Source organism: Pseudoflavonifractor sp. BSD2780061688st1 E11 (assembly GCF_005844125.1).
GTDB lineage: Bacteria > Bacillota > Clostridia > Lachnospirales > Lachnospiraceae > Sellimonas > Sellimonas catena.
On record NZ_SPHM01000048.1, the window covers coordinates 1 to 23,213 of the forward strand.

33 protein-coding genes are annotated in these 23,213 nt (G+C 40.5%); 28 read left to right on the forward strand and 5 right to left on the reverse strand.

The annotated features are described in order from the left end of the window. Nucleotides 1–221: 221 nt before the first annotated feature. From FGQ85_RS15725 to FGQ85_RS15755, 7 genes are all read left to right on the forward strand, one after another. Nucleotides 222–824, forward strand: coding sequence for a DUF6338 family protein (locus FGQ85_RS15725; protein WP_138373923.1), 603 nt, complete (start codon nt 222–224; stop codon nt 822–824). Between the two features lie 2 nt (nt 825–826). Next, the gene (locus FGQ85_RS18510; RefSeq protein WP_171027996.1) at nt 827–991 is read left to right on the forward strand and encodes a hypothetical protein; all 165 of its coding nucleotides are present in this window, start codon (nt 827–829) and stop codon (nt 989–991) included. 19 nt (nt 992–1,010) lie between these two features. Beyond that, nucleotides 1,011–1,979, forward strand: a complete 969-nt coding sequence (locus FGQ85_RS15730) for a caspase family protein (RefSeq protein ID WP_138373924.1) — start codon at nt 1,011–1,013, stop codon at nt 1,977–1,979. Nucleotides 1,980–1,991: 12 nt separating this feature from the next. Further along, nucleotides 1,992–2,372: a hypothetical protein gene (locus FGQ85_RS15735; protein ID WP_138373925.1), complete on the forward strand. Its 381-nt coding sequence runs from the start codon at nt 1,992–1,994 to the stop codon at nt 2,370–2,372. Nucleotides 2,373–3,080: 708 nt separating this feature from the next. Continuing rightward, nucleotides 3,081–3,386 carry a type II toxin-antitoxin system RelB/DinJ family antitoxin gene (locus FGQ85_RS15740; RefSeq protein WP_087166891.1) on the forward strand — a complete coding sequence of 102 codons (306 nt, stop codon included), beginning with the start codon at nt 3,081–3,083 and terminating at the stop codon, nt 3,384–3,386. Continuing rightward, nucleotides 3,386–3,724, forward strand: coding sequence for a type II toxin-antitoxin system RelE/ParE family toxin (locus FGQ85_RS15745; protein WP_087252169.1), 339 nt, complete (start codon nt 3,386–3,388; stop codon nt 3,722–3,724). Before FGQ85_RS15740 ends, FGQ85_RS15745 begins: the two co-directional genes overlap by 1 nt. 347 nt (nt 3,725–4,071) lie before the next feature. Beyond that, on the forward strand, nt 4,072–4,278 hold the full coding sequence (locus tag FGQ85_RS15755) for a hypothetical protein (protein ID WP_087252168.1): 207 nt from the start codon (nt 4,072–4,074) through the stop codon (nt 4,276–4,278). A 341-nt stretch (nt 4,279–4,619) separates the two neighbouring features. Here the strand turns inward: FGQ85_RS15755 and FGQ85_RS15760 are convergent, their stop codons facing one another. Further along, nucleotides 4,620–5,894 (reverse strand): MFS transporter, encoded by a 1,275-nt coding sequence (locus FGQ85_RS15760; protein WP_087166892.1) that lies wholly within the window; start codon nt 5,892–5,894, stop codon nt 4,620–4,622. A 285-nt stretch (nt 5,895–6,179) separates the two neighbouring features. On the opposite strand from FGQ85_RS15760, the gene FGQ85_RS15765 reads away from it, so the two are divergent. From FGQ85_RS15765 to FGQ85_RS15855, 20 genes are all read left to right on the forward strand, one after another. Next, the gene (locus FGQ85_RS15765) at nt 6,180–6,689 is read left to right on the forward strand and encodes a MerR family transcriptional regulator (RefSeq protein WP_087252167.1); all 510 of its coding nucleotides are present in this window, start codon (nt 6,180–6,182) and stop codon (nt 6,687–6,689) included. A 168-nt stretch (nt 6,690–6,857) separates the two neighbouring features. Continuing rightward, on the forward strand, nt 6,858–7,364 hold the full coding sequence (locus tag FGQ85_RS15770; protein WP_242958902.1) for an RNA polymerase sigma factor: 507 nt from the start codon (nt 6,858–6,860) through the stop codon (nt 7,362–7,364). Then, entirely contained in the window at nt 7,351–8,532 is a 1,182-nt protein-coding gene (locus tag FGQ85_RS15775; RefSeq protein ID WP_087252166.1) for an anti sigma factor C-terminal domain-containing protein, read from the forward strand. The genes FGQ85_RS15770 and FGQ85_RS15775 overlap by 14 nt, the downstream gene beginning before the upstream one ends. A 136-nt stretch (nt 8,533–8,668) precedes the next feature. Continuing rightward, on the forward strand, nt 8,669–9,322 hold the full coding sequence (locus tag FGQ85_RS15780) for a phage head-tail adapter protein (RefSeq protein ID WP_087166895.1): 654 nt from the start codon (nt 8,669–8,671) through the stop codon (nt 9,320–9,322). A 26-nt stretch (nt 9,323–9,348) separates the two neighbouring features. Next, nucleotides 9,349–9,795: a GNAT family N-acetyltransferase gene (locus FGQ85_RS15785; protein ID WP_118636682.1), complete on the forward strand. Its 447-nt coding sequence runs from the start codon at nt 9,349–9,351 to the stop codon at nt 9,793–9,795. A gap of 315 nt (nt 9,796–10,110) precedes the next feature. After that, nucleotides 10,111–10,554 (forward strand): hypothetical protein, encoded by a 444-nt coding sequence (locus FGQ85_RS15790; RefSeq protein ID WP_087252165.1) that lies wholly within the window; start codon nt 10,111–10,113, stop codon nt 10,552–10,554. A 56-nt stretch (nt 10,555–10,610) separates the two neighbouring features. Then, entirely contained in the window at nt 10,611–11,765 is a 1,155-nt protein-coding gene (locus tag FGQ85_RS15795; RefSeq protein WP_087252164.1) for a WYL domain-containing protein, read from the forward strand. A 1-nt stretch (nt 11,766) separates the two neighbouring features. Next, nucleotides 11,767–12,621, forward strand: coding sequence for a hypothetical protein (locus FGQ85_RS15800; RefSeq protein WP_138373926.1), 855 nt, complete (start codon nt 11,767–11,769; stop codon nt 12,619–12,621). Nucleotides 12,622–12,679: 58 nt separating this feature from the next. Beyond that, entirely contained in the window at nt 12,680–13,852 is a 1,173-nt protein-coding gene (locus tag FGQ85_RS15805; protein WP_243128589.1) for a 4-hydroxybutyrate dehydrogenase, read from the forward strand. Nucleotides 13,853–14,002: 150 nt separating this feature from the next. Continuing rightward, the gene (locus tag FGQ85_RS15810) at nt 14,003–14,641 is read left to right on the forward strand and encodes a hypothetical protein (protein ID WP_138373927.1); all 639 of its coding nucleotides are present in this window, start codon (nt 14,003–14,005) and stop codon (nt 14,639–14,641) included. 214 nt (nt 14,642–14,855) lie between these two features. Next, entirely contained in the window at nt 14,856–15,227 is a 372-nt protein-coding gene (locus FGQ85_RS15815; protein WP_138373928.1) for a shikimate kinase, read from the forward strand. A 34-nt stretch (nt 15,228–15,261) separates the two neighbouring features. Then, nucleotides 15,262–15,696, forward strand: a complete 435-nt coding sequence (locus FGQ85_RS15820; RefSeq protein ID WP_138373929.1) for a hypothetical protein — start codon at nt 15,262–15,264, stop codon at nt 15,694–15,696. 24 nt (nt 15,697–15,720) lie between these two features. Beyond that, nucleotides 15,721–16,140: a hypothetical protein gene (locus tag FGQ85_RS18625; protein ID WP_195481785.1), complete on the forward strand. Its 420-nt coding sequence runs from the start codon at nt 15,721–15,723 to the stop codon at nt 16,138–16,140. A 113-nt stretch (nt 16,141–16,253) separates the two neighbouring features. Further along, nucleotides 16,254–16,502, forward strand: coding sequence for a type II toxin-antitoxin system prevent-host-death family antitoxin (locus FGQ85_RS15830; RefSeq protein WP_087252160.1), 249 nt, complete (start codon nt 16,254–16,256; stop codon nt 16,500–16,502). Nucleotide 16,503: 1 nt separating this feature from the next. Beyond that, nucleotides 16,504–16,806, forward strand: a complete 303-nt coding sequence (locus FGQ85_RS15835) for a type II toxin-antitoxin system RelE/ParE family toxin (protein WP_138373930.1) — start codon at nt 16,504–16,506, stop codon at nt 16,804–16,806. A gap of 84 nt (nt 16,807–16,890) precedes the next feature. Then, on the forward strand, nt 16,891–17,208 hold the full coding sequence (locus FGQ85_RS15840) for a hypothetical protein (protein WP_087252158.1): 318 nt from the start codon (nt 16,891–16,893) through the stop codon (nt 17,206–17,208). Nucleotides 17,209–17,269: 61 nt separating this feature from the next. Next, nucleotides 17,270–18,019: an 8-oxo-dGTP diphosphatase gene (locus FGQ85_RS15845; RefSeq protein WP_138373931.1), complete on the forward strand. Its 750-nt coding sequence runs from the start codon at nt 17,270–17,272 to the stop codon at nt 18,017–18,019. A 148-nt stretch (nt 18,020–18,167) separates the two neighbouring features. Beyond that, nucleotides 18,168–18,326 carry a DUF2935 domain-containing protein gene (locus tag FGQ85_RS19225; protein ID WP_330680252.1) on the forward strand — a complete coding sequence of 53 codons (159 nt, stop codon included), beginning with the start codon at nt 18,168–18,170 and terminating at the stop codon, nt 18,324–18,326. Between the two features lie 39 nt (nt 18,327–18,365). Then, the gene (locus tag FGQ85_RS15850; protein ID WP_347563109.1) at nt 18,366–19,070 is read left to right on the forward strand and encodes a DUF2935 domain-containing protein; all 705 of its coding nucleotides are present in this window, start codon (nt 18,366–18,368) and stop codon (nt 19,068–19,070) included. A gap of 106 nt (nt 19,071–19,176) precedes the next feature. Beyond that, the gene (locus tag FGQ85_RS15855) at nt 19,177–19,650 is read left to right on the forward strand and encodes a hypothetical protein (protein ID WP_191427592.1); all 474 of its coding nucleotides are present in this window, start codon (nt 19,177–19,179) and stop codon (nt 19,648–19,650) included. 28 nt (nt 19,651–19,678) lie between these two features. Here FGQ85_RS15855 and FGQ85_RS15860 read toward each other — a convergent pair whose 3' ends face one another. From FGQ85_RS15860 to thiS, 4 genes are all read right to left on the reverse strand, one after another. Further along, the gene (locus FGQ85_RS15860) at nt 19,679–20,266 is read right to left on the reverse strand and encodes a thiamine phosphate synthase (RefSeq protein WP_087169012.1); all 588 of its coding nucleotides are present in this window, start codon (nt 20,264–20,266) and stop codon (nt 19,679–19,681) included. A 104-nt stretch (nt 20,267–20,370) separates the two neighbouring features. Further along, the gene (locus tag FGQ85_RS15865) at nt 20,371–21,150 is read right to left on the reverse strand and encodes a thiazole synthase (RefSeq protein WP_087252156.1); all 780 of its coding nucleotides are present in this window, start codon (nt 21,148–21,150) and stop codon (nt 20,371–20,373) included. A gap of 41 nt (nt 21,151–21,191) precedes the next feature. Beyond that, complete coding sequence (thiF, locus tag FGQ85_RS15870) at nt 21,192–21,836, reverse strand: sulfur carrier protein ThiS adenylyltransferase ThiF (RefSeq protein WP_138373932.1); 645 nt, start codon at nt 21,834–21,836, stop codon at nt 21,192–21,194. A gap of 1 nt (nt 21,837) precedes the next feature. After that, the gene (gene thiS / locus FGQ85_RS15875; protein WP_087168955.1) at nt 21,838–22,035 is read right to left on the reverse strand and encodes a sulfur carrier protein ThiS; all 198 of its coding nucleotides are present in this window, start codon (nt 22,033–22,035) and stop codon (nt 21,838–21,840) included. A 370-nt stretch (nt 22,036–22,405) separates the two neighbouring features. Between thiS and FGQ85_RS15880 the strand changes: the two genes are divergently transcribed. Beyond that, nucleotides 22,406–23,008 carry an aminoglycoside 6-adenylyltransferase gene (locus tag FGQ85_RS15880; RefSeq protein ID WP_138373933.1) on the forward strand — a complete coding sequence of 201 codons (603 nt, stop codon included), beginning with the start codon at nt 22,406–22,408 and terminating at the stop codon, nt 23,006–23,008. Nucleotides 23,009–23,213 lie beyond the last annotated feature (205 nt).

The following is a 23,213-nucleotide window of genomic DNA, read 5'->3' on the forward strand; positions in this document are numbered from 1 at the left end:
ATAAATACAAAAACTGCTACTTTTTTTGGAAAAAAGTGATGGAAATGCGTACCTTGCACTAGCCGTCGCGCTAGCGAATTGGTACAATATATACGTGAGAAATAATGGAAAATGATAATTAACAAGTTAAAACAATATAAAGGATGATACTATCCTTGAAAGAATTTGTGGATTGTTGAAAAAATGAAGGTAAACCAATAAGAAGACAAGCAGGTGTTCTAATGATAATAGACAGTATAGATACAGTAGTATATACTTTTCAATTTATTGTTCCAGGATATGTTATTAGTGAAGTTATAGGTGCAATTATGCCAAGAAAGAAGTATTCTGAGGGTGAACGAATTGTACAAGTAATTGGGTATAGCGTATTTAATATGGGAGTATGGTATTGGCTTTTTAAGTTAATACAAAATCATATCGATCCTTTATCGGTTTGGTATTGGTTGATTAATGCAGTTGCTGTTATTTTAACCGGGGTAATTGTTGGATTTGCTTTAGGATTTATTCGTTCTAAAAATTTATTCTGTAGATTATTTCAAAAAGTTGGTATTAACTTAAAGCATCCCATCCCAACTGCTTGGGATTATAAATTTTCAGACGGTCAAAGACAATGGGTAGAAATAACTGTAACAAATGGAAAAGTGCTTAGAGGGATTTTTTCTGACCATTCAATGGCATCATCTGAAAGTGAATATAGAGATATCTATCTCGAGGAACTTTATATAAAGAAAGAAGGTGAATGGATTAAAGATGAACGTACAGAGGGGGTGTGGATCAATCCAGAAGAGATTAGGTATGTAAAATTCTACAAATGGAGGAATTAAGAATGTCAATGGAAAAAGAAAAAACAGAACAAAGGGGATATCAACCGTTTAACAATATAGGGAAATTTGGATATCAACCAGCGAAAAATGATCAGAAAACAAAACAATCTGATGCTACGCAAAAAGGAACAATTCCACCAAAGGGATCAAATTCTGAGGATGCTTAAGGAAAGGAGAAGTACATCAATGAGAAAAGCACTTTGTGTTGGAATTGATTCTTATCAAAATATAAATGATTTACATGGGTGTGTTAATGATGCAAATTCAGTAAAATCGGCACTTGAAAGAAATGGAGATGGAACGTTAAATTTTGAAGTCAAGTTGATGACGTCAACTAGTGAATCTACATATATCACACGTGCAAATTTGAAAGATTCAATTGAGCAGCTGTTTAAAGGAGATTCAGAGATTGCATTGTTTTATTATGCAGGGCATGGATCTATTGATGGTTTAGGCGGATATTTATGTACCAGTGAAGCAGTGCGTCCAGATGATGGGCTGTCACTAAATGATTTAATGGCTATAGTTTCTAAATCAAAAGCAAGAAATAAAGTAATAATTTTGGATAGTTGTTTTAGTGGAGAGGTTTCTGAACGACCAGATATGCCTGGCTATGCAGCTATATATGATGGTACAACAATTCTTGCGGCATGTGGAAAAGATGAATATGCAAGTGAAAACAATAATCACGGAGTATTCACGTCACTTTTAGTTGAGGCGTTATATGGCGGTGCCATGAATTTATTAGGAGATGTTACACCGGGTAGTATATATTCATATATTGATCAGTCTTTAGGAGCGTGGGAACAAAGACCAGTATTCAAGGCAAACATAAAAGAATTTGTTTCGCTAAGAAAAAACAATCCACCTATTGCCGTGAATGATTTAAGAAAAATAACAAGTTTGTTTGCTTCTCCAGCAGCAGAATTGCAGTTGGATCCAACATATGAACCAGATAAACATGAAGCTGATACAGATGAAATTAATGAAAAGCATGAACGAGATTTTTCACTTTTACAATGCTATGTAAAATTAAATCTTGTAGTTCCGGTTGGTGAAGATCATATGTATTATGCTGCTATTCGTAGAAAATCTTGTAAACTAACAGCACAAGGGCAACATTATTGGATGTTGGTTAATAAAAATCAGATTTAGGAGAGTGAGTTTATGATAAATGTATTTATCCCCCATCGATGGAACAATGATGATTATTTTTATTTAACAAATATTTTAGATAGGACAAAATTTAAAGTTAGAGATTATTCTGTACCTGCAAGTTCACCTTTTGATAAAATTGATTATCGCTATAATGTAGACCCGCAGATTCAAAAGCAAATTAGATATGCTAGCGTAGTTATTTGTTCAAATCGTCCGGCAAATAATAATGGGATCTCAATTGAGGAAATTAAATATGCATTGTCGATTGGAAAGCCTGTTGCAGCAATAAGAATTACAGACAATACAAGTAGTCAAATTTCTGCTATGGGTATTGAAGTTTTGCCATATAGAAAGGATAGTTTAGAGGCTTGGATTTACCGTAATATATAAATGTTTTTTGAAAAATGAACAAGAGAGGATCATACGGCGACTGTATTTGCAGAACAAATGAAGAATTCTAAAATGTCTATTTCAAGAGTTTTTTTGAGATGGATAGACGACTCCTGTTTAATAAGAAAGCAAGAATACCAAGGTATATAATATAGGCAGTAAGAAAAAATTTGGAATATCATCAAACCATTCTTGCGGGCACTATTAGTGAGAGGATATTCTCGGGGAAGAGATCTTTCTTATATATCTATGAAGAGTAGAAGATTAGCAGTGACGAAATTATGAATATTGGAGGATGTGGATGATCCTAATGTGGAATCTGCGATAGAGAAAGTGTTAGAGGGGGATGTAGGGCAAATTGGAGATAATAGGAATTTTTTGATAAATTTCAAATAAAATCTTCGCTTTTAGCCCCTTCTCTGATATAATACATACATGGCAACGCGACGGCAACTGAGGATCAGCAAGTCAGCGCACAATATGAAAATGAGATAAATGAGATCGGAAAGCTCATAAAACTTAAACAAATTTGTTTAAGTTTTGAAGAAGAGAACCGAGTTTGAGTGAGAAAAAGTCAGGAAGTTAAGAATATACAGAGGTTATAGTCGATATGGGCTAAAGAAGAAATAGTATTAAACTATTCTACAACTCATTATTGACACGTAACGACGAAGACGTTACAATTAAAGCATAAACGGAGGTGACATTATGGAGAAATCAGCAACACTTAATCTACGGATTAATCCCACATTAAAATCAGAGGCAGAGACAGTTCTTTCGCGTCTGGGCATACCAATGTCAACGGCTGTCGATATGTTCCTGAATCAAGTAGTTTTAGTTGGAGGGATTCCGTTTTCCGTTACGCTTCCAAAGGCACCGGCAGATATAGATGCCTCTCAGATGACAGATGCGGCTCTTCATGCGAAGCTTCAGAAAGGTTATGATGATTACAGAGCCGGAAGGACAGAGAACGCTGCAGAAGCATTCAAAAAGTTTAGGGAGACTCATAGGTGATGGGGAAACGGATTGTAGAAATTACCCAGACAGCTCTTGACGATATGGAAGGGATCTATGATTATATAGCAGATGTTCTTTTGGCAGCGGAGAATGCTATGGGTCAATATAATCGTATTGCAGATGCAATTCTCACTTTGGAAAGTAATCCTGAGAGATGTCCGGTTTTCGAGGTAGAGCCGGAACGATCTTGGAGAATGCGCAGAATGGTAATTGATAATTATCTTGTCTGTTACATTGTAGATCCGGATAAAGTGACAGTCACAGATGTGTTATACGGAGCTTCAAATGTGCATGCAAGACTGAAAGCAAGACATAAGGCAGACCCAGACATTTAAGTGAGCATGATAACATCATCATGATAACGAATTGATAACACTAGCAGAGACAGACCATAGAAACATGACAGTTGGAAACAAATAAAATCAAATAGAACCAAATATTCTATACAAAACTGTATAGAATTAGATTTGGTTTACGAGTTTGAATAATTAGTAAATCCCAAGAATCCTTGTAAAATGGGCGTTCTTGGGATTTCTTTTTTGCTGTGATGTTAGGGTGATGTTAATGGTGCTTCAGCTAAAGTACAGAATGCGGTCATAAAAATAGTATTTCTTCTGATGATATTTACGAATCAGAAGAAGATTTTAGAAATTATAAGAATTAGTTAAATGGAGGATTTGCTATGCCAATATGCAAATTTTGTGGAGAAGAATTTGAACTTTCTGATGCAAGAAGACGAATCGGTCGTTCTTATGGGGCTGGAATATATAATGAATACTATCCAAACGGTGATGTTTGTGAGAGTTGTGCGGTTGAAGAAATTAGTTGCGATTATGCGACTGGTGCTGAGATAAAAGAGCTGATGGGAACGTCTTGGGATGACGACTAATTGTTTTCAAAAAGGTACGGTAAAGTCCCTATAAATCCTGGCTTATTGGATAGAATTACATGGTGTTAGCACCATGTAGATAGGGCGATTAAGGAGAAATATTCGTGATACCCGTATGATACCTGTTTGGTCGGAAACCATGGATAATGAGTAAAATAAGGATATTACGAATATAAAAACCCATAAAAGTCAACTTGGCATTTAACAATTATGTTATATGTTGGTGGCGAATAGTAAACAGAGAGCCGGGAAGACGCATAAACAGCGGACTTTCCGGCTCTCTGTTTGTCTGAGTTTGTTAAATTTATTTTCTCGACAAATGGAGGATGCAGTCGTTTTATTCAGGCGCGTGCTTCCTCTGTTTGGGGATCCTGAATGTGGCCGATGACCAACATCGCCAGAATGAACAGCGCGATGGTAAATATAAAGGGCAGACGGCGGTCCAGGCTGGAAAGCCATCCGGCCAGGTAGCCGAACGGAGAGGAGAGTGCAATGGTTGAGGCCATGATCAGAGCGTTCAGGCGCGCGCGCTCCTGTGCGTTGATGCTGAGCTGGAGCAGTGCATCCTTGCGCGGATTCACCAATGCGGCGGCAACGGCAGCAGTGAATACGTAGACAAGAACAGGCACCAAACTGTTGACAGGAGAGAGAATCAACACCAGAGCAGCTGCACAGTACAGAACGAGCCCGGTCCACAGCGGAACCTTGAATTTTGCAACGCTCATACGGTGTTGGATACCGACCATAAAGACAAGCATGACGGCAGCGTTTAAAATCGGAAACACGGCCAGGTAGTTTTCAGAAAGCCCGAGCCTTTGGGTTACATACAGCCCGAAAAAGTTGGTGTTTACCATATTGCTGATATACAGCAGGACCGAAACGGCAACGGCCTTCAGAGCGCCCTTGTCCTTCAGAAGGTAAGGAATCAGTTGCCGATATTCGCCGAGCATTTGGAAAACGGAAACACCCTTGGTTTCGGCACGTCGGATTTTCCCCTGCTTTGTTTCCCTGCAGAATTTCAAGGTGATGAGCATTTTGATGATCATCGACACGGTGAAAAGCAGATACAGAACACGCACAACCGGTACTACCGAATAGGCATTGACAAACAAGCCGGAAAGCGGTGCAAAGAAGATGGACACCAGACCGCCGATGCTCACCCAGGTGTAGATATTGACAAGGTCTTTTGAGCGTGCGTCCTCGATCAGCAGACAGTACCACGCGGTCTGGTTGATCTGCTCAAAACAGTTCAGGACGGCAGCGAGTAAAAACAGCCAGAAGTTGTCGGATATAGCCCATACGAGACAAGCCAGTGCCCAACCAAAGAAGTCGCCCATCATGGTGGTGAATTTTCTACCGACTTTATCGGTCAGGATGCCACCGGAAAATGAGAAAAACACTTGAAACACCATGGCGATGGATAGAATCAGACCGATCTGCACGTCTGTGATGCCCTGGGTGTACATGTACAGCGTGGCAAACGGTGCGATCAGATTGTAAGGAATGCCCCATAAGGGCTCGATCAATGCCAGTGTGCGCGGGTTTCCAGGATTATTTTCCAAGACCTGAACCAATGGGTGTTCCCTGAGTTTTTCCAGTTTTGCTTTCAGATTCATATATATTCTCCCCGTATTCTCTCAATTTCCTCCCCATTCTATCATATCGTTCTGAAATCGAAAATAGGATTCAAGTTTTTTTCGGTAAATGAAGGGAGGGCAGATTCGAGAATATGCAATTTGAGAAGGAATAGAACATGAATAAAGAATGGTGTAAACTTAATAAAACAATGTAGTTCTTCAGAGCTTAAGGTGTTGATTGCTGCAAGTTCTGCTTGACTGTAAACACTGTTTATAATTTATATTCAAAAATAGAATATAGGTGCTTGAGAAGAGGTGCATGATATGACAATAAAAGAGGTTGAAAAACTGACAGGGTTATCACGTTCAAATGTACGCTTTTATGAAAAAGAAAAACTGATTGTTCCTGTAAGAAATGAAAGAAACGGTTATAGAGACTATTCCAATAGCGATATAGAGAATCTTAAAAAGATTGCATATCTTAGAACATTGGGAATTTCTATTGAGGATATACGAAGTATTATATCAGAAAACGTATCATTACGGGACAAGAAATTTATTTTTGCTTATCCGATAGCGTGTATTGTAATCCGTTATTTTGTCAGGCCGATTATTTACGGAAAATTGCAGATGAATTTTTATTGTGAGGTTATGACAGAGTATTTAACAAACTATATGTGCTTCCTTGCTTTATCAGTGGAACTTTTTTCTATACTTTTTATTTATGGAATAGTAAAAAATATTATAGCAATGTTAGTTGTAGATACAGTCGTATTGATTGGCGTATTGATAAGAGGGCTTGCTAAAAAGAATTCAGGTACAATGGAAGTTTAGCACTGACCAATTTATGGGATATAAATGATGGAGTCCAAAGCGTAGAGAGGGTCGTAAAGTCATCCAAATCAGATGATGGAGCGGCCCTCTCTTTTTATGTGTAACATATTGACATTTAATTTGTTATATGGGTAGATAGGATTAAGTTATGAAAAAGAGGTGAGATGCTTGGAAGAAAAAATGATAAAACAATTATATCATCAGTATGGAAAAGAATTGTTTTTGTATTTGTATTCTATGTGCCAGCAAAAAGAGTTGGCAGAAGACTTATTACAAGAAACTTTCTTAAAAGCAATCCTGGCATTACCGGAATATCACACAAATATGCGGGCATGGTTGTATAAAGTCGCAAGAAATCTTTTTTACAATTTGTATAAACGAAACAGGCGGGAAATTTGTGATGAGGAATATTTGAAGAAGATTTCTAAATTAGAGGTTGACGAATTTCTAGAAGAATATATTTCCAAACAGGAGACAAGAATTTTGTACACAGCAATGCAAAAATTATCCCCTGTTAAGAGGGAAGTACTGGAGCTACAGTATTTTGGGCAGATGCCATTAAAAGAAATTGCAAATGTTTTACAGCTTTCCCAGGAAAATGTGAGAGTGCTTAGTCACAGAGCAAAAAAAGATTTAAAGAAATTGATGGAGGTGGAAGGATATGAAGTACCGTGAATTATTAGAATTATATGATAAAAAGAAATTGCCGGAAGAACTTCAAAAGAAAGTGGAGCAGGATATCGAAAGACAAGAGGCAATCAGCGAATATTTATTTGAAAAAGATGAATTAGGTGAAGAATTACATGTTGAGTATAATCAAAGTGAAGAATACGACAAAACAGAACAATTTGCAGGTATGATTAAAAAAAGTATTCGTAAGGCATTTATAAAAATGGGGATTATCACTGGAAGTATTGTCATTGTGATTGTATGTTTGATTTTGTTTGTATTTCCTAACATTGTTTCATTGTTTTATTATGACCCGGGAAAGGAGATATTTGAAAATACAAATCAAATGAGTTTGGATCTCAGGGTGTATACAGAATTAAAAATTCCAGGATATGTTCGGGATAATGTTGTAGTACGAGATAAAGGTTATGGAAATTATGATATCAACATTTATCAAAATGTTTCCTATAATGGGAAATTTACGAATATTGCAGGTGCCTTGAATAAAGGAAATTTGAATCTTTATGATATGAATTTGCTAAATCCACCTCACGATAATGTATTTGCCTGGTTTCAGTTAGAGGATTTGAAAGAACAATCGCTTCGTGAGATAGAGGCAGCGGGCAAAGAGATGTTTTTCTCAGGTGGAACCAGAGAACAGGCCACAGAAGCTCTTCAAGGCTTAGAAGAAAATGTAAAGTATGTTTTTTATGCAACATTGGATAAAATGGTCGATTACAATGAATTTGTTAAATTTAAAAAGGAAAAGAATTCATATGCTAACTGGTGTGCCGTATATACTGGAGGAAGAATTCAAAATCTGGGCATTGAGTGCGAATTGTTACGTTCATGTAATCTGGGATGGGACACAAAGGAATATCCAGAGATGATTATATGGAATCATGACGAAGAAACGCAGCCTTTGGAGAATAAAATTGAGAATACAGAGGTTATGCAGACCCATTTTGAAAGTATGCTGAGATATATGGGAGAACAAGAATCATTTTTAAAAATGATGAATGAGACTTCTGAAATATACAAAGAGGCAGCAGAGTATATCGAAGAGAATGGAATGCTTATTTATGGGTATTCGGGAATTGCGAAAAAGGAAGAATTGCTAAACATGAATGAGTGGTCGGAAATTTATGCAATAGAAGTGAGTGAATTGAGATAATTCAGAATGAAGGACAAAATGAAGGGCAAGGAGTTATTTATGACTCCTTGCCCAAGTGCTTTTCAATTATAGAAAAATTAATCTTGTTACTCTTGTTTCAATCTTGGTAAAATAATAGAAAAGGAGTAAATAGAACATGAATAAAGAATGGTCTGAACTTAATAAAACAATGCAGGGACAAATTAAAAAGAAAGATACATATAAGATGGGGGTTGATACTTTGTTCAGTTTACGAAGTCAGTTAATGCAAACCTTAGTATCTTTAAAAGAGGAACTACGCAGAGAAGATTTTAACTCGATCCCGTTCATTAATGCTGATGGCTATCATAGTAAGACGATCGCTTATTCGATCTGGCATATTTTCCGTATTGAAGATATCGTAGCACATTCGGTGATAAAGGAAGATGAACAAGTATTTTTTGTGGGAAATTATCAAAAGCGTATCAATTCGCCCATCATTACAACAGGAAATGAACTCGTGAAACAGCAGATTGCAGATTTTTCAAAACAGCTGAATCTGGAAGAATTATATTCATATATTTTTGAAGTGCGGGAAAGCACAGAAAAAATGCTTGAACAGTTATCTTATGATGAATTAAAAAGGAAAATTTCGATAGAAAGAAAAGAATACCTGAAATCGTTGAAGGTGGTAAAGGAAGATGAAAAAGCAAATTGGCTGATTGATTATTGGTGCAATAAAGATATTCGTGGACTAATTCAAATGCCGTTCTCCAGACATTGGATTATGCACACAGAAGCCTGTTTGCGTATAAAAAATAAGATACAATAGACATTTAATTGAAGGGAGGTTATTTTATGGAATCTTTGGAGAAGATCTTTGAAAGCAACTGGGGAAGTGTTTTTATGATATATGATTCAAAAAAAATAAACCTTTTGGAGATTGAACATATAAAAATATTAAGCAATAATACTTTGGAAGGTATTATAACATTTTTTGAGGATCCGGTTGCGATACATATCGTTTCATTAAATTCCTTTGTTTCTGGAAAAGGGATTGGAAAACGTTTGCTTGAAAAAATTGAAGCTATCGCAAAACAACGAGAAAAGCAAACTTTGTATGTGGAAACAACAAATGATAATTGCAATGCAATTAAGTTTTATCAAACATATGGATTTGATATGTATCAATTACAAATCGATGAGGTCAGTAATCAACGTATTTTGAAGCCATCGATCCCGGTCAGTGGTTGTTATGGAATTCCAATAAAACACATAATTAAATTTAAGAAATGTATACATTAATCTTCTTACTCTGATCCGTAATCACCAGAAGAATTTTATATACTGCTTTTTCATCGCATTTTTGCTGATCTGACTTGTGCTGTTAGTTGTAGTACTGGCAATTCTGATTACCACTCCACTGGGAGCGATTGGCATGGATTTAACTTACAAAAGATTATTGACACGGGAAAGAGTGAATAAAAGTGGAGAGGTTAAAATAGTGAAAAAATGTTAAATGGGCGGATTTTTCCGCCCATTTACTTTGTATAATGAAAAGCGTAACGTACATGGAAAAGAGAATATGTGATTCATGAGAATCAAGAAAGAGGTGCTTTTATGGGTTTACCGCAGAAAAACATACTGATCAATCATTTTCAGGCTGTCGAAGATTATCTGAAACTGGATGCAAGAAATGGAAAGCATCTGCGATTTATTGAGTTGATGAAGAACAGATATATCCCTGAAGTGCAGAATCTTTTAGAAATCATTCCGGAAAGCTTTCATCCGACAGAACTTCAGAAGTTTTACGAACATACCGGGCTAAAGATACTGGTTGAGATCTACAACAGTGAATATGAAGTGACGATGTATGACAGGAAAGGGAAATACCCGAGAGAGGATGCCGTTATCTGGAATAAAGATTTTAGAGATCAGGTAGCTGAGCATCCGGAATGGCTTGAACCGCAGGAGAAAGCAGATCTGCTGATTCGTTGGATTTTCCCTCTTGAGGAAAAGAAAGAGAATATCGTTGTACATCATTATCAGTTTATATTAAGATAAAAGAAAAGGGGGCGGGGCTAAATGCCCTTGCCCTGTAGTTTGAAAGGAAATGGTGTATGGCAGAGCGGTATTCAAATAAACCATCCAAATATGAGAGATCCTACAGAATACTTGAGTATCTGAAAAAGAATACGGATCAGGAGCATAAGGTGAAGCAGTCAGATCTGAGAAAGATTGAGTATTTGAAGCAATATATCGGGAACAAGGAAACATTTAATGATACTATAGTGAATATGGCAAATGCCATGAATTCGGACAGTAACGAAAGGATAAATCCGGAGGAAGAATGGCGTATTGTTTTTGACGCCTTTGCCAAGCGATATGGGAGCGAAGGAACTGAGGAAGAAGATGAAGAGGGTACCCAGCGGATGCCGATCCGGGGATTGTACTATCATCATATATTTTCTTACGACGAGATCAACAGTCTGATAGAAGGCATTTTATTTTCAAAGACAATGACACCTGAAGACGGGGAGAAACTCATAGAAAAGATAGAGAGCCATCTTACAACAAAATTTTATCCTAAGGGAGCAAAACAGATTTGCAGAGTGAATGAACCGCAGCTTGCGGATCAGGGGCGAATACGAGAGAATCTCAAGATGATCCAGCAGGCGATTGAGGAGAGAGTGCAGATCAGATTTCGGTTTTATGGCTACAACAGGAGAAAGGAACTGGAACCTGTCAGGAAAGAGAAAGATACAGTGAGCCCGTATTACCTTGTTGCAAATGGAGGGAAATATTATCTTCTGGCATGTAAAGAGGTGACGATCAACGGAGAAATTGTCCGGAATATGTCTATCTGGAGAGTGGATTTGATGGGAGAAATGGAGATACCGGGACGTGATGAAAAACTTGGAATTCCAGGAATTCCGGCATTGAAAAAAGAGAGCGTGGAAAATCTTCCAAAGCAATGGAGTGAAGACTTTCATCTTTCACACCTTAACATGGCTTTTGATGAGCCGGTAAAAATCAGATTGAAGATAACAAGAGTGCGGGAAAAGGCAGACTATACTTTTCTTCACGACTGGTTTGGAGATACATTCCGATTCGTGGGAAAGAGTGATATTGTGGAGGTAATGTGCAGCCCGTTTGCAATGGTGAACTGGGCACTTCAATATAGTGACCGGGTGGAAGTTCTGGAACCGGAGAGTATCAGACGCCAGGTGGCGGAGAAAGCCAGGAGATTATATGAAAAATATGGAGAAAATTAAGATGAACAGAGATTATTGCTATATTGATGATGTTCTGGAAATGAAAAATAAAGGAGCATTTGATCCCGAAAAATATTGCTATGATAAGGATTGTGGCAGGAAGAGCCTGGATCCGGATTGCCGGAGTCATAGATTATATGAAGATCTGGCAAAAGTGTTTGGTGGGAAAACGAATTATGCGGAAAATGAGTTGTTATTTTCAAAAACAGAGGAGACGGAACTTACGGATGAGGAAGGTCGTAGATACGGGTCAGACTACATCGGACCTTCCTGGAACTGGGCCAGACTGGAATATGGATTTACAGACAGGGAGATCGGAGAGGGATTGAAGAGGACCAGACTTCTCGGAGGGCATATGCTTTGGTTGAGAAAGACTCCTTCCATCAACACAACGAAAGGCGGAAAAGGTATCTATGACAGGATCGATTTGTGTCTGGATGAAATCAAGAATGCCTATGAATGTGGGTTTGAAGGGGTATCCAGCCATAAACAGTCTTTGTGGCAGGAGATCTGTGAAGAAAAAGAATGGTTCGAATTATTTGGAAGAGGATGGAAAGGGTTTTCAAACTTTATTGATTTCTTCCTGCTCAATGATTATGTGAATGGGAACTATGACGTCATCTCCCTGTCCATATCCAACTGCAGGGAAGGATGTTATGAGCTGGTAAAAGAAGAATGCCGGCGTATCAATCAATACAAGATCAGTACAAAAAACAACTGCTATTTACCGGGGAGACAATTTGGCCTGAACCTTCAGGAGGATGAAGCGAAAGCGGCGTACAGACAGTATATTAATAATTGTATTTTTCTGATAGAGAAAAGGACGGAGAGTATGTTAAAGAAGCTGTCTGTGTAGCTGACCGTGTTTTGTGATAAAATGAGAATATATCAAAAATAGATTAAAAGATGACCAGATGAAACGGGAATCAGGGATTGCCGGACTGGACTATTTGGAAGGAGAGCAGAGGATGAAATTATTTCAGGAAATTACGGAAGTATACAAATATCAAAAAGCGAGTGAATTTATAAAGGAGTTTCAGATTGGAGAAGGAGACTTTGTTTTTACGAGTCAGTCAGTATTTGAGACTTATTTTCAAGAACTTCGATCAAGCGGTGCTGTTGTACATTTTAAAAGCGAATACGGACAGGGCGAACCTACAGATCTGATGGTGGATGCTCTGTTAAAAGATTTCAGAAGAACGGATTGTAAAAGGGTTATTGCGATCGGCGGCGGAGCAGTGATTGATATGGCAAAGATCCTGGTGCTGGATGGAGAGGCAAAAGCTGCGGAATATTATCAAAGGAAGGTGCCGGTCAGAAAGATACGGACCTTGGTTGCTGTGCCGACGACCTGTGGGGCTGGTGCGGAGGTGTCGAATGTATCTATCGCGGAGATGACAGCTCTTCAGACAAAGCTGGGACTGGCCGGTGAGGAGATGTATCCGGATCAGGCGGTGCTTATTCCGGAACTTCTCGGGAAACTGCCATGGCACTTTTTTGTAACGAGTGCGATTGATGCCCTGATCCATGCTATCGAGTCCTATGTATCGCCGAAAAGTACATTGTATACACGGATGTTTGCAAAAGAGGCTATGCAGATTTTTCTCAAGGGTTTCCGTATGTTGGAAGAGAAAGGACCAGACAGTAGAGAGGAATTGTTTGAAGACTTTCTGATAGCCAGTGATCTTGCAGGCATTTCCTTTGCCATTGCCGGGACAGGAACGGTGCATGCGATGTCCTATCCGCTTAGCGGAACTTACCATGTGACACACGGAGAGGCCAACTATCAGTTCCTGACGGCGGTATTCCAGGCATATCAGGAAACAGATCCAGATGGAGGAATCTTGGAGCTGAATACATTTCTGGCGGAAATTTTTTCGTGTGAACCTGATATGGTTTACAAGGAGATTGAAAAATTGCTGGATGGCCTGGTCCGGAGGACACCGCTTCACGAATACGGCATGAAAGAAGAAGAAATCCGAAGTTTTGCCGAGAGTGTGGAGAAATCACAGCAGCGTTTACTGGGACAGAGCTATGTGAAATTCGGGGCTAACGATCTGGAGAAGATTTATCGAAAACTTTATTAGGGGGATGAAAAACAAATAGAAAAAGTATAGGATATGGAGTTTTTAAAAACATTAAGAAATAATTACAGATATCTTCCTTGAGGGCTGAATCGTGCCATGCTAGTATGAAGTAAATTTGAGGATAATGGCATGAGAAAGGAGAGGTATTCTATGAAAATAAAAAAATTCATGACTCCCGAGATGTATGTGGAACGTGTGGAAGGTTCGGAGGAATGGTATCTGGGAGTTGCCTTTGAGGAAGATGTATGCGATCTGTTTGATGCGGAAATTATGGAGAAAGAAGGAAAAGAATTTCCGGGTAATTGCCCTTATTTTTTTCATTATCCTGACGGGGCAGTGTATCATCCCTTCCCCACAAAGAAGCATGTCTATTATGAAAATCCGGTTTGGGACAAAGATCGTTTTGGAATTCTGGCGGTAGATTTTTCTTTGCGGAAAATTCTAATCTACACTTATATTCCCGGGGCAAAGCCGGAGATCCTGCATTCCATGGATCTGGATGAAGTGGAGGACTGTTATAATCTGAAACTGGAGATGACTCCGTGGATATTGGGAAGGCAGACGCATAACGAATATGAGGCAATCTGGCCGGTAAAAAAGAAGTTCCCGATCGGGGACAACGAAAGCATGATCTGCAGGGACGGAAATGTGCTGTTTCTTTCGCGGTGGGTGGAAGATCCGGTTTATCATGAATATGTAGTGACGATAGATATGGAGACCGGGGAAGAACTTTGCGTAGAAAAGGGAAATCTCTATCTGATGCCGGATGGAAGTTTGTGGAATATATAAAATATGTGGGAGGCCATACGGACAGAAAAATGGCAGGTAATTAATGAGTTCTAATGCGTTTTAATGCGTTTCACACGCATTAAAACGCATTAAAAATTTGTAGAAAAGTGCATAAAGGTATATCCGTTAGACCTGGTATCATATATACTTGAACCAGGAAAAGAAATAGTACATTTTATTTCAAATCAGGCTTAGATAAGGTGGCGATTGAAATATGAAAAATGTAATACATATTTATGGAGCTTCAGGCACTGGAACGAGTACATTAGGCAGAAAAATCAGTGAAGAATTGGGATATAAATTTATGGATACAGATGATTACTTCTGGGTACCTGCCAATCCGCAATATACCACTAAAAGAAAAAGAGAAGAGCGGCTTGCATTGATGAAAGAGGATATTATAGAAAATGAAAATGTAGTCATTTCCGGTTCGCTAGTGGATTGGGGAGATGAATTAATTCCAATGTTTACATTAGTTGTGCGGCTTGTTACGGATACAGAAACAAAGTGCATTCTGTCTTGTGGAAATGGGTGCAGCATGGGCAATGAGCAAGCATTACTTTCCTCTGGTAACAGTGCCATATGACCGATTAAATAAAACTCCGCTTATGGGAATGCAGATGCGCAAATTGATCAGCATAGACGATTTAAGTGTGATTTATGATGAGTTGCATCGGTGTGGTGTGCTGGTGGAATATCAGACAGCGGACTTTCATAAGCAGGCGAAAGATTATGTCAAACAGGCGAAAAAGATAGTGGAGGGCGACTATCAGATAGAGAAAGACGAAGAAGGTTATTACGAAACAGAGATTTCTTGCGTGAGAAAAGTAGCCCAGAAACAGTTTCGATGCTATGGAATCAAAGGACATATTGCGGATCCGCCGGACGGAGAGAATGCAAAAAGCGACTGGCTTTTTTACAGGATAGACCAATTTCCGTCTTTGGAGGCAGGGGATCGGGTCAGATTTAAAACATCAAAATCAAAAATCAATGTTTTTCCTGATTTAGGACGTGCCAGAAATATTTATCCGGATGATTTGACGAAACTGGATTAGCAGACAGTATTGGAGGGAACCTCAATGATATTCAAAGTACAGAAAATAGAGGAAGATATAGAGTTTGGCTGTGAAGAGCGGATGGATGATGAGCCTGTTATGGCGGTCGTGACATTGCTGGATGAAGCGGGAGAAGAAAAGAGAGTCAAGATGCCGGATCAGCTTTTGTATGATCGCGAAATCAATGAGGGAGATCAGGTGATCTTTGATGAAAATGGAAAACTGCAGAAGCGGATTCGAGGTGACTGGACTGAAAGATGCAAGAAAGCGAATGTGAATACAGAGGAATTTGTCTCAAAAATGGAAGCCCTGAAAGCGGGAAAGAAAGTAAATTGGATCTGTCCTTTCTGTGGCGGCAATGTGACTCTGCTGGAACAGGAAAGTTCACACACAGTGATCGGTTGTGATTCCTGTGATATGCGGATTCAGTTAGAGAATCACTGATTATGGGAACAAACAGAAGAAAAAGCTGTAAAATTTTACGTTGAATTTTACGGCTTTTTTCGTATAATAAAGATAACAGAAACAATAGAAATCGAAGGAAGGAGCTGAACGATATGCCAAACATTTTGCCGGTATCTGATTTGAGAAATTATAATGAAGTTCTGAAGAATTGTCGTAAAGGAGAGCCTGTATATCTTACTAAGAATGGCAGGGGGCGCTATGTGGTCATGGATATTGAAGATTTTGAGCGTGATCATGCAGAGAAGAAGCTCTGGATGAAGCTGCAGGAAGCGGAAGAAGCAGTGAAAGATGGCGAAGGATGGCTTGATCTGGATGAACTAAAAGCACTTATGGGGGAGTAAGATGTTAAAATTGCGGATTAGTCCGATTGTTGCAAAGGATTTGAAAGATATCCGGGATTATATTGCAGAAGATAATGAAGAGTATGCTGCAAAGACCATAAACGAGATTTATGGTAAATTTGAGAATCTCCAGATGTTTCCGGGAATAGGTACAAATCTTTCTAAACGAGTCAGCTTTCGGACAGATTATAAATATGCGATATGGGAAGATTATGTGATTATCTATAAAGTAAGTAGCGAATATGTAGAGATTTATCGTGTAATTAACCGATATCAGGACATTACAAGTATCTTTGATTCATAAACTAATAGAGTTGTGCGAGATGAGTATGACATCAGTGAGTGAGATTATTGAGCTTCAATCATTGTACTAAAGGAAGGAGTAGAAATGGAAATGTCCAAAAGAGACTGGAAACTTTTTCGAGAAAAATTACCTGGCTGGCAGGAGAATTATATGGCCCGTCTGATCAAGGAATATATTAGCTTGCTAAGCGCAGAGGATAAAAATGCGTCCGATAAATTTTGGGAGCTTGAGAAGAAGATTAAAACCGACAGACGTCACCCGGGAGTAATTCTGAATATGGAACAATCCAAAGCCATATATGATATTATCAGTCTTGTCAGATTTGGAGTGATTTCTTTCGATGATCTGGCAGATTTCAGTGAAGACTTACAGCAGGAAGTAAAGTTGATCCTGAACAGATAGATTATGGAAGAATAGATCGAGGCACAGAAAGAAGTGATAAGATTTTGGTGTGGAGGTACTTATGAAAAATCATAAAGTTATCGACGGCCATCTCCTTCAAAACAATAAGAAATATTCCCATCTGAAGCTGAAGCAAAAGAACCGGATTGCGGAATGGATGTATCAGGAAACGAAGGAGTATTATGAAAAGCAGTATGTGTTTCCAGATGAAGAACATCTGGATGATGTCGTGAAGAAGGTTTACGATAGAATTGAGCAGGCGGAAATCTGGATTCCATATGAAGAGGTGCGGCATCATTACAAAAAGAAGCGTTCGGATCTGAACAGCCGGGTGCGGAGGGAGCTGAATGTTGGTGAAGAAAAGTACAAAGAGAAAGCCTGCTTTATGAATCTGTGCATGATTCAGGATGAGCAGGGAAATGTTCTGGCTCTTGACAAGATGAATGACAGCTATACCGGGACAACGTTTCCGGGCGGGCATGTAGAGCCGGGAGAACCTTTTCGCGAAGCAGTGATCCGGGAAGTCCGGGAGGAAACAGGCCTTGTGATCCAAAATCCCGAGCTTTGCGGCATCTATCACTGGAATAAAGCGCACACACACAATATGATTTTTCTGTATCAGACGAAAGATTTTTCCGGGGAACTGCAAAGTTCAGACGAGGGTCCGGTATATTGGATTTCTATGGAGGAGTTTATGGAAAAAGAACTTGCCAAAGGAATGAAAGAAGTAATGGAGATCATGATGAATCCGAACCTGCAGGAATGTTATATGCGTCTGGAAAAGGGAGTGTATCAGGGAACGTTGTGTTAGAAGAAGTCTGCAACGCAGTCAAGAATATAAACAGTAGTCAGGCGGTATGGCCCGGTATTAAGGGCCATACCGCCATTTCTCTATAATATCCAATTCCCAATCCCATAATATATTATAAAGAATAGGAAATATCAGGATGTGCATGAATATGGAAAACTATGTAAGAGCATCACTGGAAACGCATTTATTTTTCGGAAGAATCATGAAGGAACATTCGTTGTTTCTTCAGGCGGGATTCCCGGCCGGGGAAACGGGATACAGAAGCAAAGCAAGCTGGTACCGGGACGAATTTGAAAAGGTACTGTAGCAGACCGTACGGTTTTCGGACGGCATGGTAGGAAAGGATGTGCTTTGTTCAGGAGAAGTGTTTACGGAATACACGGTTATGGCGGAGCAGCAGACAGGAAGACTTACGAAGATTCCGATCGATGTCCGGATCACACAGGCGGAAGAAAATCTGCAGGCGGGAAGAGAAGCATGCAAGGACGAAAGAATGGCCAGGCGGATCCGCCAGCTGAATCATCATGTTCTGCACCTGCTTGGCGGGCTGATTGAGTTTAAAAAGCAGATATTGCAGGAAGTGACCTGCTGCAGATTGTTCACGGCCAACTATCCGTTGCTGATCGAGCATATCATCCGGGAGGCGGAATTATATCAGAAGATGATTGCTTCCCTGGAGGATGGAACCTGCAAATCGGTGGAACGGATGGCTGAGACAGAGCGGTTCTGGAATCAGATCATGATGGAACATGCGTTGTTTATCCGCGGATTGCTTGATCCGACGGAGGGCGAACTGATCGAAACGGCAGATTCCTTTGCAGGTGATTATCAGAGACTTCTGGAGGAGGCAAGGCAGAAGGATTGCAGAGCCATGAACGGGCCGACGAGGAAAACACTGGAAACGACAAAGAAGTACCGTGATTTTAAGGCAGCGGGGACAAAGGGAATAACCGGATGCGAGATTCGCTCCATCATTCTTCCGCTGTTGGCAGACCATGTGCTCCGGGAGGCAAACCACTATCTCCGGCTTTTGAAGCAGAAGGGAGAGTAATCCATGCAGCTGTGCCAGTACCCTTGTCAGAACCAGGTTCGCCGTTTTACGCTGGAAGCGATTCAGATTCCAATCGTATACAATTCGTACGGCGATTATGACCCGAATGGACTGTTATACGTGCTGGAAAGTATTCAGCAGCAAAATTCACGGCGATCCTGCAACACCCGTATGGAAAGCATATTCCGGGGACAGGGTCATTTTCCAGACGATGATGCCGGCGGATAAGCCGCGAAATGTATCACTTGCCATTCACGGACATTTGTGGAGGGAACAGCCTGACGATGCCTTATCCAGAGAGATTCCGATTCAGGGAGGAATCAGCATCGGGAACCGGTTTGATATGGAACTGAAAGACGGAGCTTCCTGTCCGGGCGACTATCTGTACCGGTCAGGAAGTTTTGGATGGGATGTGGAATCCGGCATGTGGGGAATCTTTAGGGTAATGAAACAGTCGCTTCGGTGCAAATGCAAAGAAGTAGGCGGAAAACTGCCATTTCATTTCGGTGGGAATAAAACATCTCTTATGATACAGTCAATAAAAAAGCAGAAAAAGAAAGAAAAGCATAGGGGCAGATAACATGCCCCTATCTTTGTTAACTATTTTTTTACATGCCCATCATCTGAGACATGATACATACTCCTGATGCTCCGTGCTTCAACACAGTTTGTATTTGTTCCGGATCCAGACGGATCCCGCCGATGGCGTATATCGGGATCGGCGAGCGGTCACAGATCTGTTTCAGAAAATCGAGACCTCGCGGTGGAAGTCCTTTTTTGCAGTCGGTAGCAAAAATATGTCCTGCCGTTGCATAGGATGCTCCAAGAGCGGTAGCTTCTTCTGCCTCTTCTGTAGAATGGATCGAAACGCCGATCCGCATCCCCGTAAGACGGCCGGCGCCTTTTTCTTTCAGCTCCTTCAGTTTCCAGAGCGGTAAATGAAGGATATCCGTGTCTGCAGCGTCTGCAGCTTCAGGATAGAAGTGAGGGATCATCGTGACCTGATGCCGGTCACAGATTTTTTTTACAGCCAGGGAAAGATTCAGGTAGTCTTTGACCGGAAGATCTTTTTCTCTGAGAAGAAAAGCACGAGGCTGAAAACTGCAGATTCGTTCTACCTGATCCAGATATGGAAGCCGTGTCAGATGGCGGTTAGAGACGGCAATCACTTTTGAAAAATCAATTTCGTTGTACATGATTTTATTTCCTGTTCCTTTTGTATCTGATATCTTGTTTTTCAGCGTAAAACAAAGCTGAAACCACATTTGACCGGGCAGCGGCCATGCCTCATTCAAAGAATCTATTTTTGACTCACTCCTGTAACCGGGGAGGAGGCGCTGGACCCTTTTTCGATTACCCGTCCCATGCCGGAAAGGTATGCAGTACGTCCTGCTTCGATTGCTTTGCGGAAAGCGCCTGCCATTGCGGGAATGTCTCCTGCTGTAGCGATAGCGGTATTGGACATGACTGCGGCGGCACCCATTTCCATGGCTTCACATGCATGGGAAGGTCGGCCGATACCGGCATCGACGATGATAGGCAGATCGATTTCATCGATGAGAATCTGGATAAATTCTTTTGTGCAGATTCCTTTATTGGATCCAATCGGGGCACCGAGAGGCATAACACATGCGGCGCCGGCATTGACCAGATCTCTGGCGGCATTGAGATCCGGATACATATACGGCATAACGATAAATCCTTCGTTTGCAAGAATCTCGGTTGCCTTGATCGTCTCATAGTTGTCCGGAAGAAGGTATTTGGAATCCGGAATCACTTCAAGTTTGACAAAATCACTATGGCAGATTTCCCGCGACAGCCGGGCGATGCGGACTGCTTCTTCTGCGGTTTTTGATCCGGATGTATTTGGAAGAAGTGTCACACCTTCCGGAATATAGTCAAGTATATTTGCCGAACTGTCCTGATTTGTACGGCGCAGTGCAAGTGTGATAATCTGGGCCCCTGCGTTCTCAACAGCTGCCTTAATCAGTTCAAGGGAATATTTCCCTGATCCAAGTATGAAACGTGACTGGAATTCATGTCCTCCCAGACAAAATGTGTCTTTTGTTAAATCGATCATTGTTTTTCTCCTTTATAAAATAGTGTTTGAAATCTGTTTTCTCATAGACGGTCCCCGGCTGTTCCGTTTATGATCAGATCTGCAGCCAGATTCGCCTGGTGAGCGGCGCAAAGTGCCACCCTGGGGGCCATCAGGCCCGGGCCTTTGCGTGAATCGCTGACCCCGTCCCCGCACAAGTAGAAACGGCTGGTGATTTTCTTTGAAAGAATCGTATTGCTGTTTCCGTATCCGGCCATTCCGGAAGCGCTGATTATGATCAGATCCCGGTAATTTTCCAGAATACCGTTTACAAGCATGGCCTTATTTTCCGGGACATCAAAGGCTTCGCACAGGATGGTGTCTTCTTTAAAAAGTGAAGCGACATTTTCATCAGAGACCCGGACGCAGTCTGTCCGGATATCCAGATAAGGATTGATCTCCAGCAGCTGTTCTTTTAAAGCATCCGTTTTGAACATACCTACATGACGCATCAGGTACTGCTGCCGGTTCAGATTGGTCAGATCTACCCGGTCAAAATCGATCAGATGAAGGTGCCCTGTTCCGATTCTTGCAAGGGAAAAAGCAATATTGGAACCCAGGCCGCCAAGACCTGCTACGGCGACTCTTCCACGGTTCAGCTTTTCCTGTATAGCTGCTGTGTGGCGTTCACAAAGTGCCTCCTGTATCTCTCTTTCGGTAAATCTCATATCAGCCTCCTCCTACAAAACTTACAATCTCGAGTACATCCCCGCTGTGGAGTAAAGTTTCCTTATAACAGCTTTTGGGAATGATCTCACCGTTTTTTTCAACAGCGATCCGGTTTGTCTGGTAGCCTTCCTGCTCCAGATAAACCAGCAGTGTGGTTGGTTCTTCTAACGGTTTGTCCTCTCCATTTATCCGGACCATCGCTTCCTCCTTCCCGGATGAACAGGATAGAGTGCGCTGCAGAATCTGTATGGATAAAGACACGGAAGGAATCAAATGTCATTCTGCAATAAAAAAGGAGTCCACAAAGAATTACACCCGTGGTGGTGCACCCCTTCATGAACTCCTGTTCACTCTATCGTTATCCGTATTCTTTTTATAATTACACTAAATAGTATACCATGAAAAAATTCTCTGTCAATTATTCAGAGAAAAATTTCATTTACCCTCATTTACAGGATCAAAGCAGCCGGATATAATAAAATCAACAGTCGAAAGAAATGTATTACCGGTTGCTGACGGCATATGTGAAAAAACTAAATTTATAAATCATAAAAAGGGGAAAACTTATATGCGTTCTGAAAAAGAAATGCTCTCATTGATTGAAGAAATTGCACTGGAGGATGAGAATATCCGGGCAGCTTATTTAGAAGGATCCAGGGTGAATCCAAATGTTACCAAAGATTTATTTCAGGATTACGATGTGGTATACATCGTGGAAACAACCAGGCCATACCGCGAAAACAAGGAATGGATTACCAGATTTGGAGAGATTTTGTATATGAATTACCCGGAAGATAATGTGCATTATCCATCGGATGTGGAAAACTGTTATGGATGGCAGATTCAATGTGGAGACGGAAATCGTCTGGATCTGCATGTCTGCACAAGAGATTATGCGCTGGAAAGACTGGAAATGTACCGGGTGCTTGTGGACAAGGATCACATCATGCCGGCCAAAGAGGATACTTCTGAGGAAAGATACTGGGTGAAAAAACCGACTGAGAGAGAATTCCAGTGTACCTGTATGGATTTCTGGTGGTGCTTTAATAACGTGGCAAAGGAGGTAAGCAGGGAGCTTGGATTCCAGTACGATCAGGAAAATGCGGACAACAGTACAGCATTTCTACACCGGGTCAAAGATCTGCCGTTGGATGCGGAACAGATTATGTAGAAATCGTTTTATACAGGAAATCAGGGCATTCAACCGATGGTAGAGTGCAAAAATAGCGGTTTTGTGTTATCCTTTCTTTAGGTAATTGCGAAACTCCTTCGTAAACTTGAAGCAAAACAAGGAAAATTCGTACAGGGAAGGAGTTTTGGAATGAAAAGTGGATAACCGGATATTTTAGGCGCACTTTAATAAGCTATCTGCTTTA

Bases quoted from the DNA above. Each gene is read 5' to 3' on its own strand.
- FGQ85_RS15725 (WP_138373923.1), top strand. From the start codon at position 222: ATGATAATAGACAGTATAGATACAGTAGTATATACTTTTCAATTTATT.
- FGQ85_RS18510 (WP_171027996.1), top strand. From the start codon at position 827: ATGTCAATGGAAAAAGAAAAAACAGAACAAAGGGGATATCAACCGTTT.
- FGQ85_RS15730 (WP_138373924.1), top strand. From the start codon at position 1,011: ATGAGAAAAGCACTTTGTGTTGGAATTGATTCTTATCAAAATATAAAT.
- FGQ85_RS15735 (WP_138373925.1), top strand. From the start codon at position 1,992: ATGATAAATGTATTTATCCCCCATCGATGGAACAATGATGATTATTTT.
- FGQ85_RS15740 (WP_087166891.1), top strand. From the start codon at position 3,081: ATGGAGAAATCAGCAACACTTAATCTACGGATTAATCCCACATTAAAA.
- FGQ85_RS15745 (WP_087252169.1), top strand. From the start codon at position 3,386: ATGGGGAAACGGATTGTAGAAATTACCCAGACAGCTCTTGACGATATG.
- FGQ85_RS15755 (WP_087252168.1), top strand. From the start codon at position 4,072: ATGCCAATATGCAAATTTTGTGGAGAAGAATTTGAACTTTCTGATGCA.
- FGQ85_RS15760 (WP_087166892.1), bottom strand. From the start codon at position 5,894: ATGAATCTGAAAGCAAAACTGGAAAAACTCAGGGAACACCCATTGGTT.
- FGQ85_RS15765 (WP_087252167.1), top strand. From the start codon at position 6,180: ATGACAATAAAAGAGGTTGAAAAACTGACAGGGTTATCACGTTCAAAT.
- FGQ85_RS15775 (WP_087252166.1), top strand. From the start codon at position 7,351: ATGAAGTACCGTGAATTATTAGAATTATATGATAAAAAGAAATTGCCG.
- FGQ85_RS15780 (WP_087166895.1), top strand. From the start codon at position 8,669: ATGAATAAAGAATGGTCTGAACTTAATAAAACAATGCAGGGACAAATT.
- FGQ85_RS15785 (WP_118636682.1), top strand. From the start codon at position 9,349: ATGGAATCTTTGGAGAAGATCTTTGAAAGCAACTGGGGAAGTGTTTTT.
- FGQ85_RS15790 (WP_087252165.1), top strand. From the start codon at position 10,111: ATGGGTTTACCGCAGAAAAACATACTGATCAATCATTTTCAGGCTGTC.
- FGQ85_RS15795 (WP_087252164.1), top strand. From the start codon at position 10,611: ATGGCAGAGCGGTATTCAAATAAACCATCCAAATATGAGAGATCCTAC.
- FGQ85_RS15800 (WP_138373926.1), top strand. From the start codon at position 11,767: ATGAACAGAGATTATTGCTATATTGATGATGTTCTGGAAATGAAAAAT.
- FGQ85_RS15805 (WP_243128589.1), top strand. From the start codon at position 12,680: ATGAAACGGGAATCAGGGATTGCCGGACTGGACTATTTGGAAGGAGAG.
- FGQ85_RS15810 (WP_138373927.1), top strand. From the start codon at position 14,003: ATGAAAATAAAAAAATTCATGACTCCCGAGATGTATGTGGAACGTGTG.
- FGQ85_RS15815 (WP_138373928.1), top strand. From the start codon at position 14,856: ATGAAAAATGTAATACATATTTATGGAGCTTCAGGCACTGGAACGAGT.
- FGQ85_RS15820 (WP_138373929.1), top strand. From the start codon at position 15,262: ATGCGCAAATTGATCAGCATAGACGATTTAAGTGTGATTTATGATGAG.
- FGQ85_RS18625 (WP_195481785.1), top strand. From the start codon at position 15,721: ATGATATTCAAAGTACAGAAAATAGAGGAAGATATAGAGTTTGGCTGT.
- FGQ85_RS15830 (WP_087252160.1), top strand. From the start codon at position 16,254: ATGCCAAACATTTTGCCGGTATCTGATTTGAGAAATTATAATGAAGTT.
- FGQ85_RS15835 (WP_138373930.1), top strand. From the start codon at position 16,504: ATGTTAAAATTGCGGATTAGTCCGATTGTTGCAAAGGATTTGAAAGAT.
- FGQ85_RS15840 (WP_087252158.1), top strand. From the start codon at position 16,891: ATGGAAATGTCCAAAAGAGACTGGAAACTTTTTCGAGAAAAATTACCT.
- FGQ85_RS15845 (WP_138373931.1), top strand. From the start codon at position 17,270: ATGAAAAATCATAAAGTTATCGACGGCCATCTCCTTCAAAACAATAAG.
- FGQ85_RS19225 (WP_330680252.1), top strand. From the start codon at position 18,168: ATGGAAAACTATGTAAGAGCATCACTGGAAACGCATTTATTTTTCGGA.
- FGQ85_RS15855 (WP_191427592.1), top strand. From the start codon at position 19,177: ATGGACTGTTATACGTGCTGGAAAGTATTCAGCAGCAAAATTCACGGC.
- FGQ85_RS15860 (WP_087169012.1), bottom strand. From the start codon at position 20,266: ATGTACAACGAAATTGATTTTTCAAAAGTGATTGCCGTCTCTAACCGC.
- FGQ85_RS15865 (WP_087252156.1), bottom strand. From the start codon at position 21,150: ATGATCGATTTAACAAAAGACACATTTTGTCTGGGAGGACATGAATTC.
- thiF (WP_138373932.1), bottom strand. From the start codon at position 21,836: ATGAGATTTACCGAAAGAGAGATACAGGAGGCACTTTGTGAACGCCAC.
- thiS (WP_087168955.1), bottom strand. From the start codon at position 22,035: ATGGTCCGGATAAATGGAGAGGACAAACCGTTAGAAGAACCAACCACA.
- FGQ85_RS15880 (WP_138373933.1), top strand. From the start codon at position 22,406: ATGCGTTCTGAAAAAGAAATGCTCTCATTGATTGAAGAAATTGCACTG.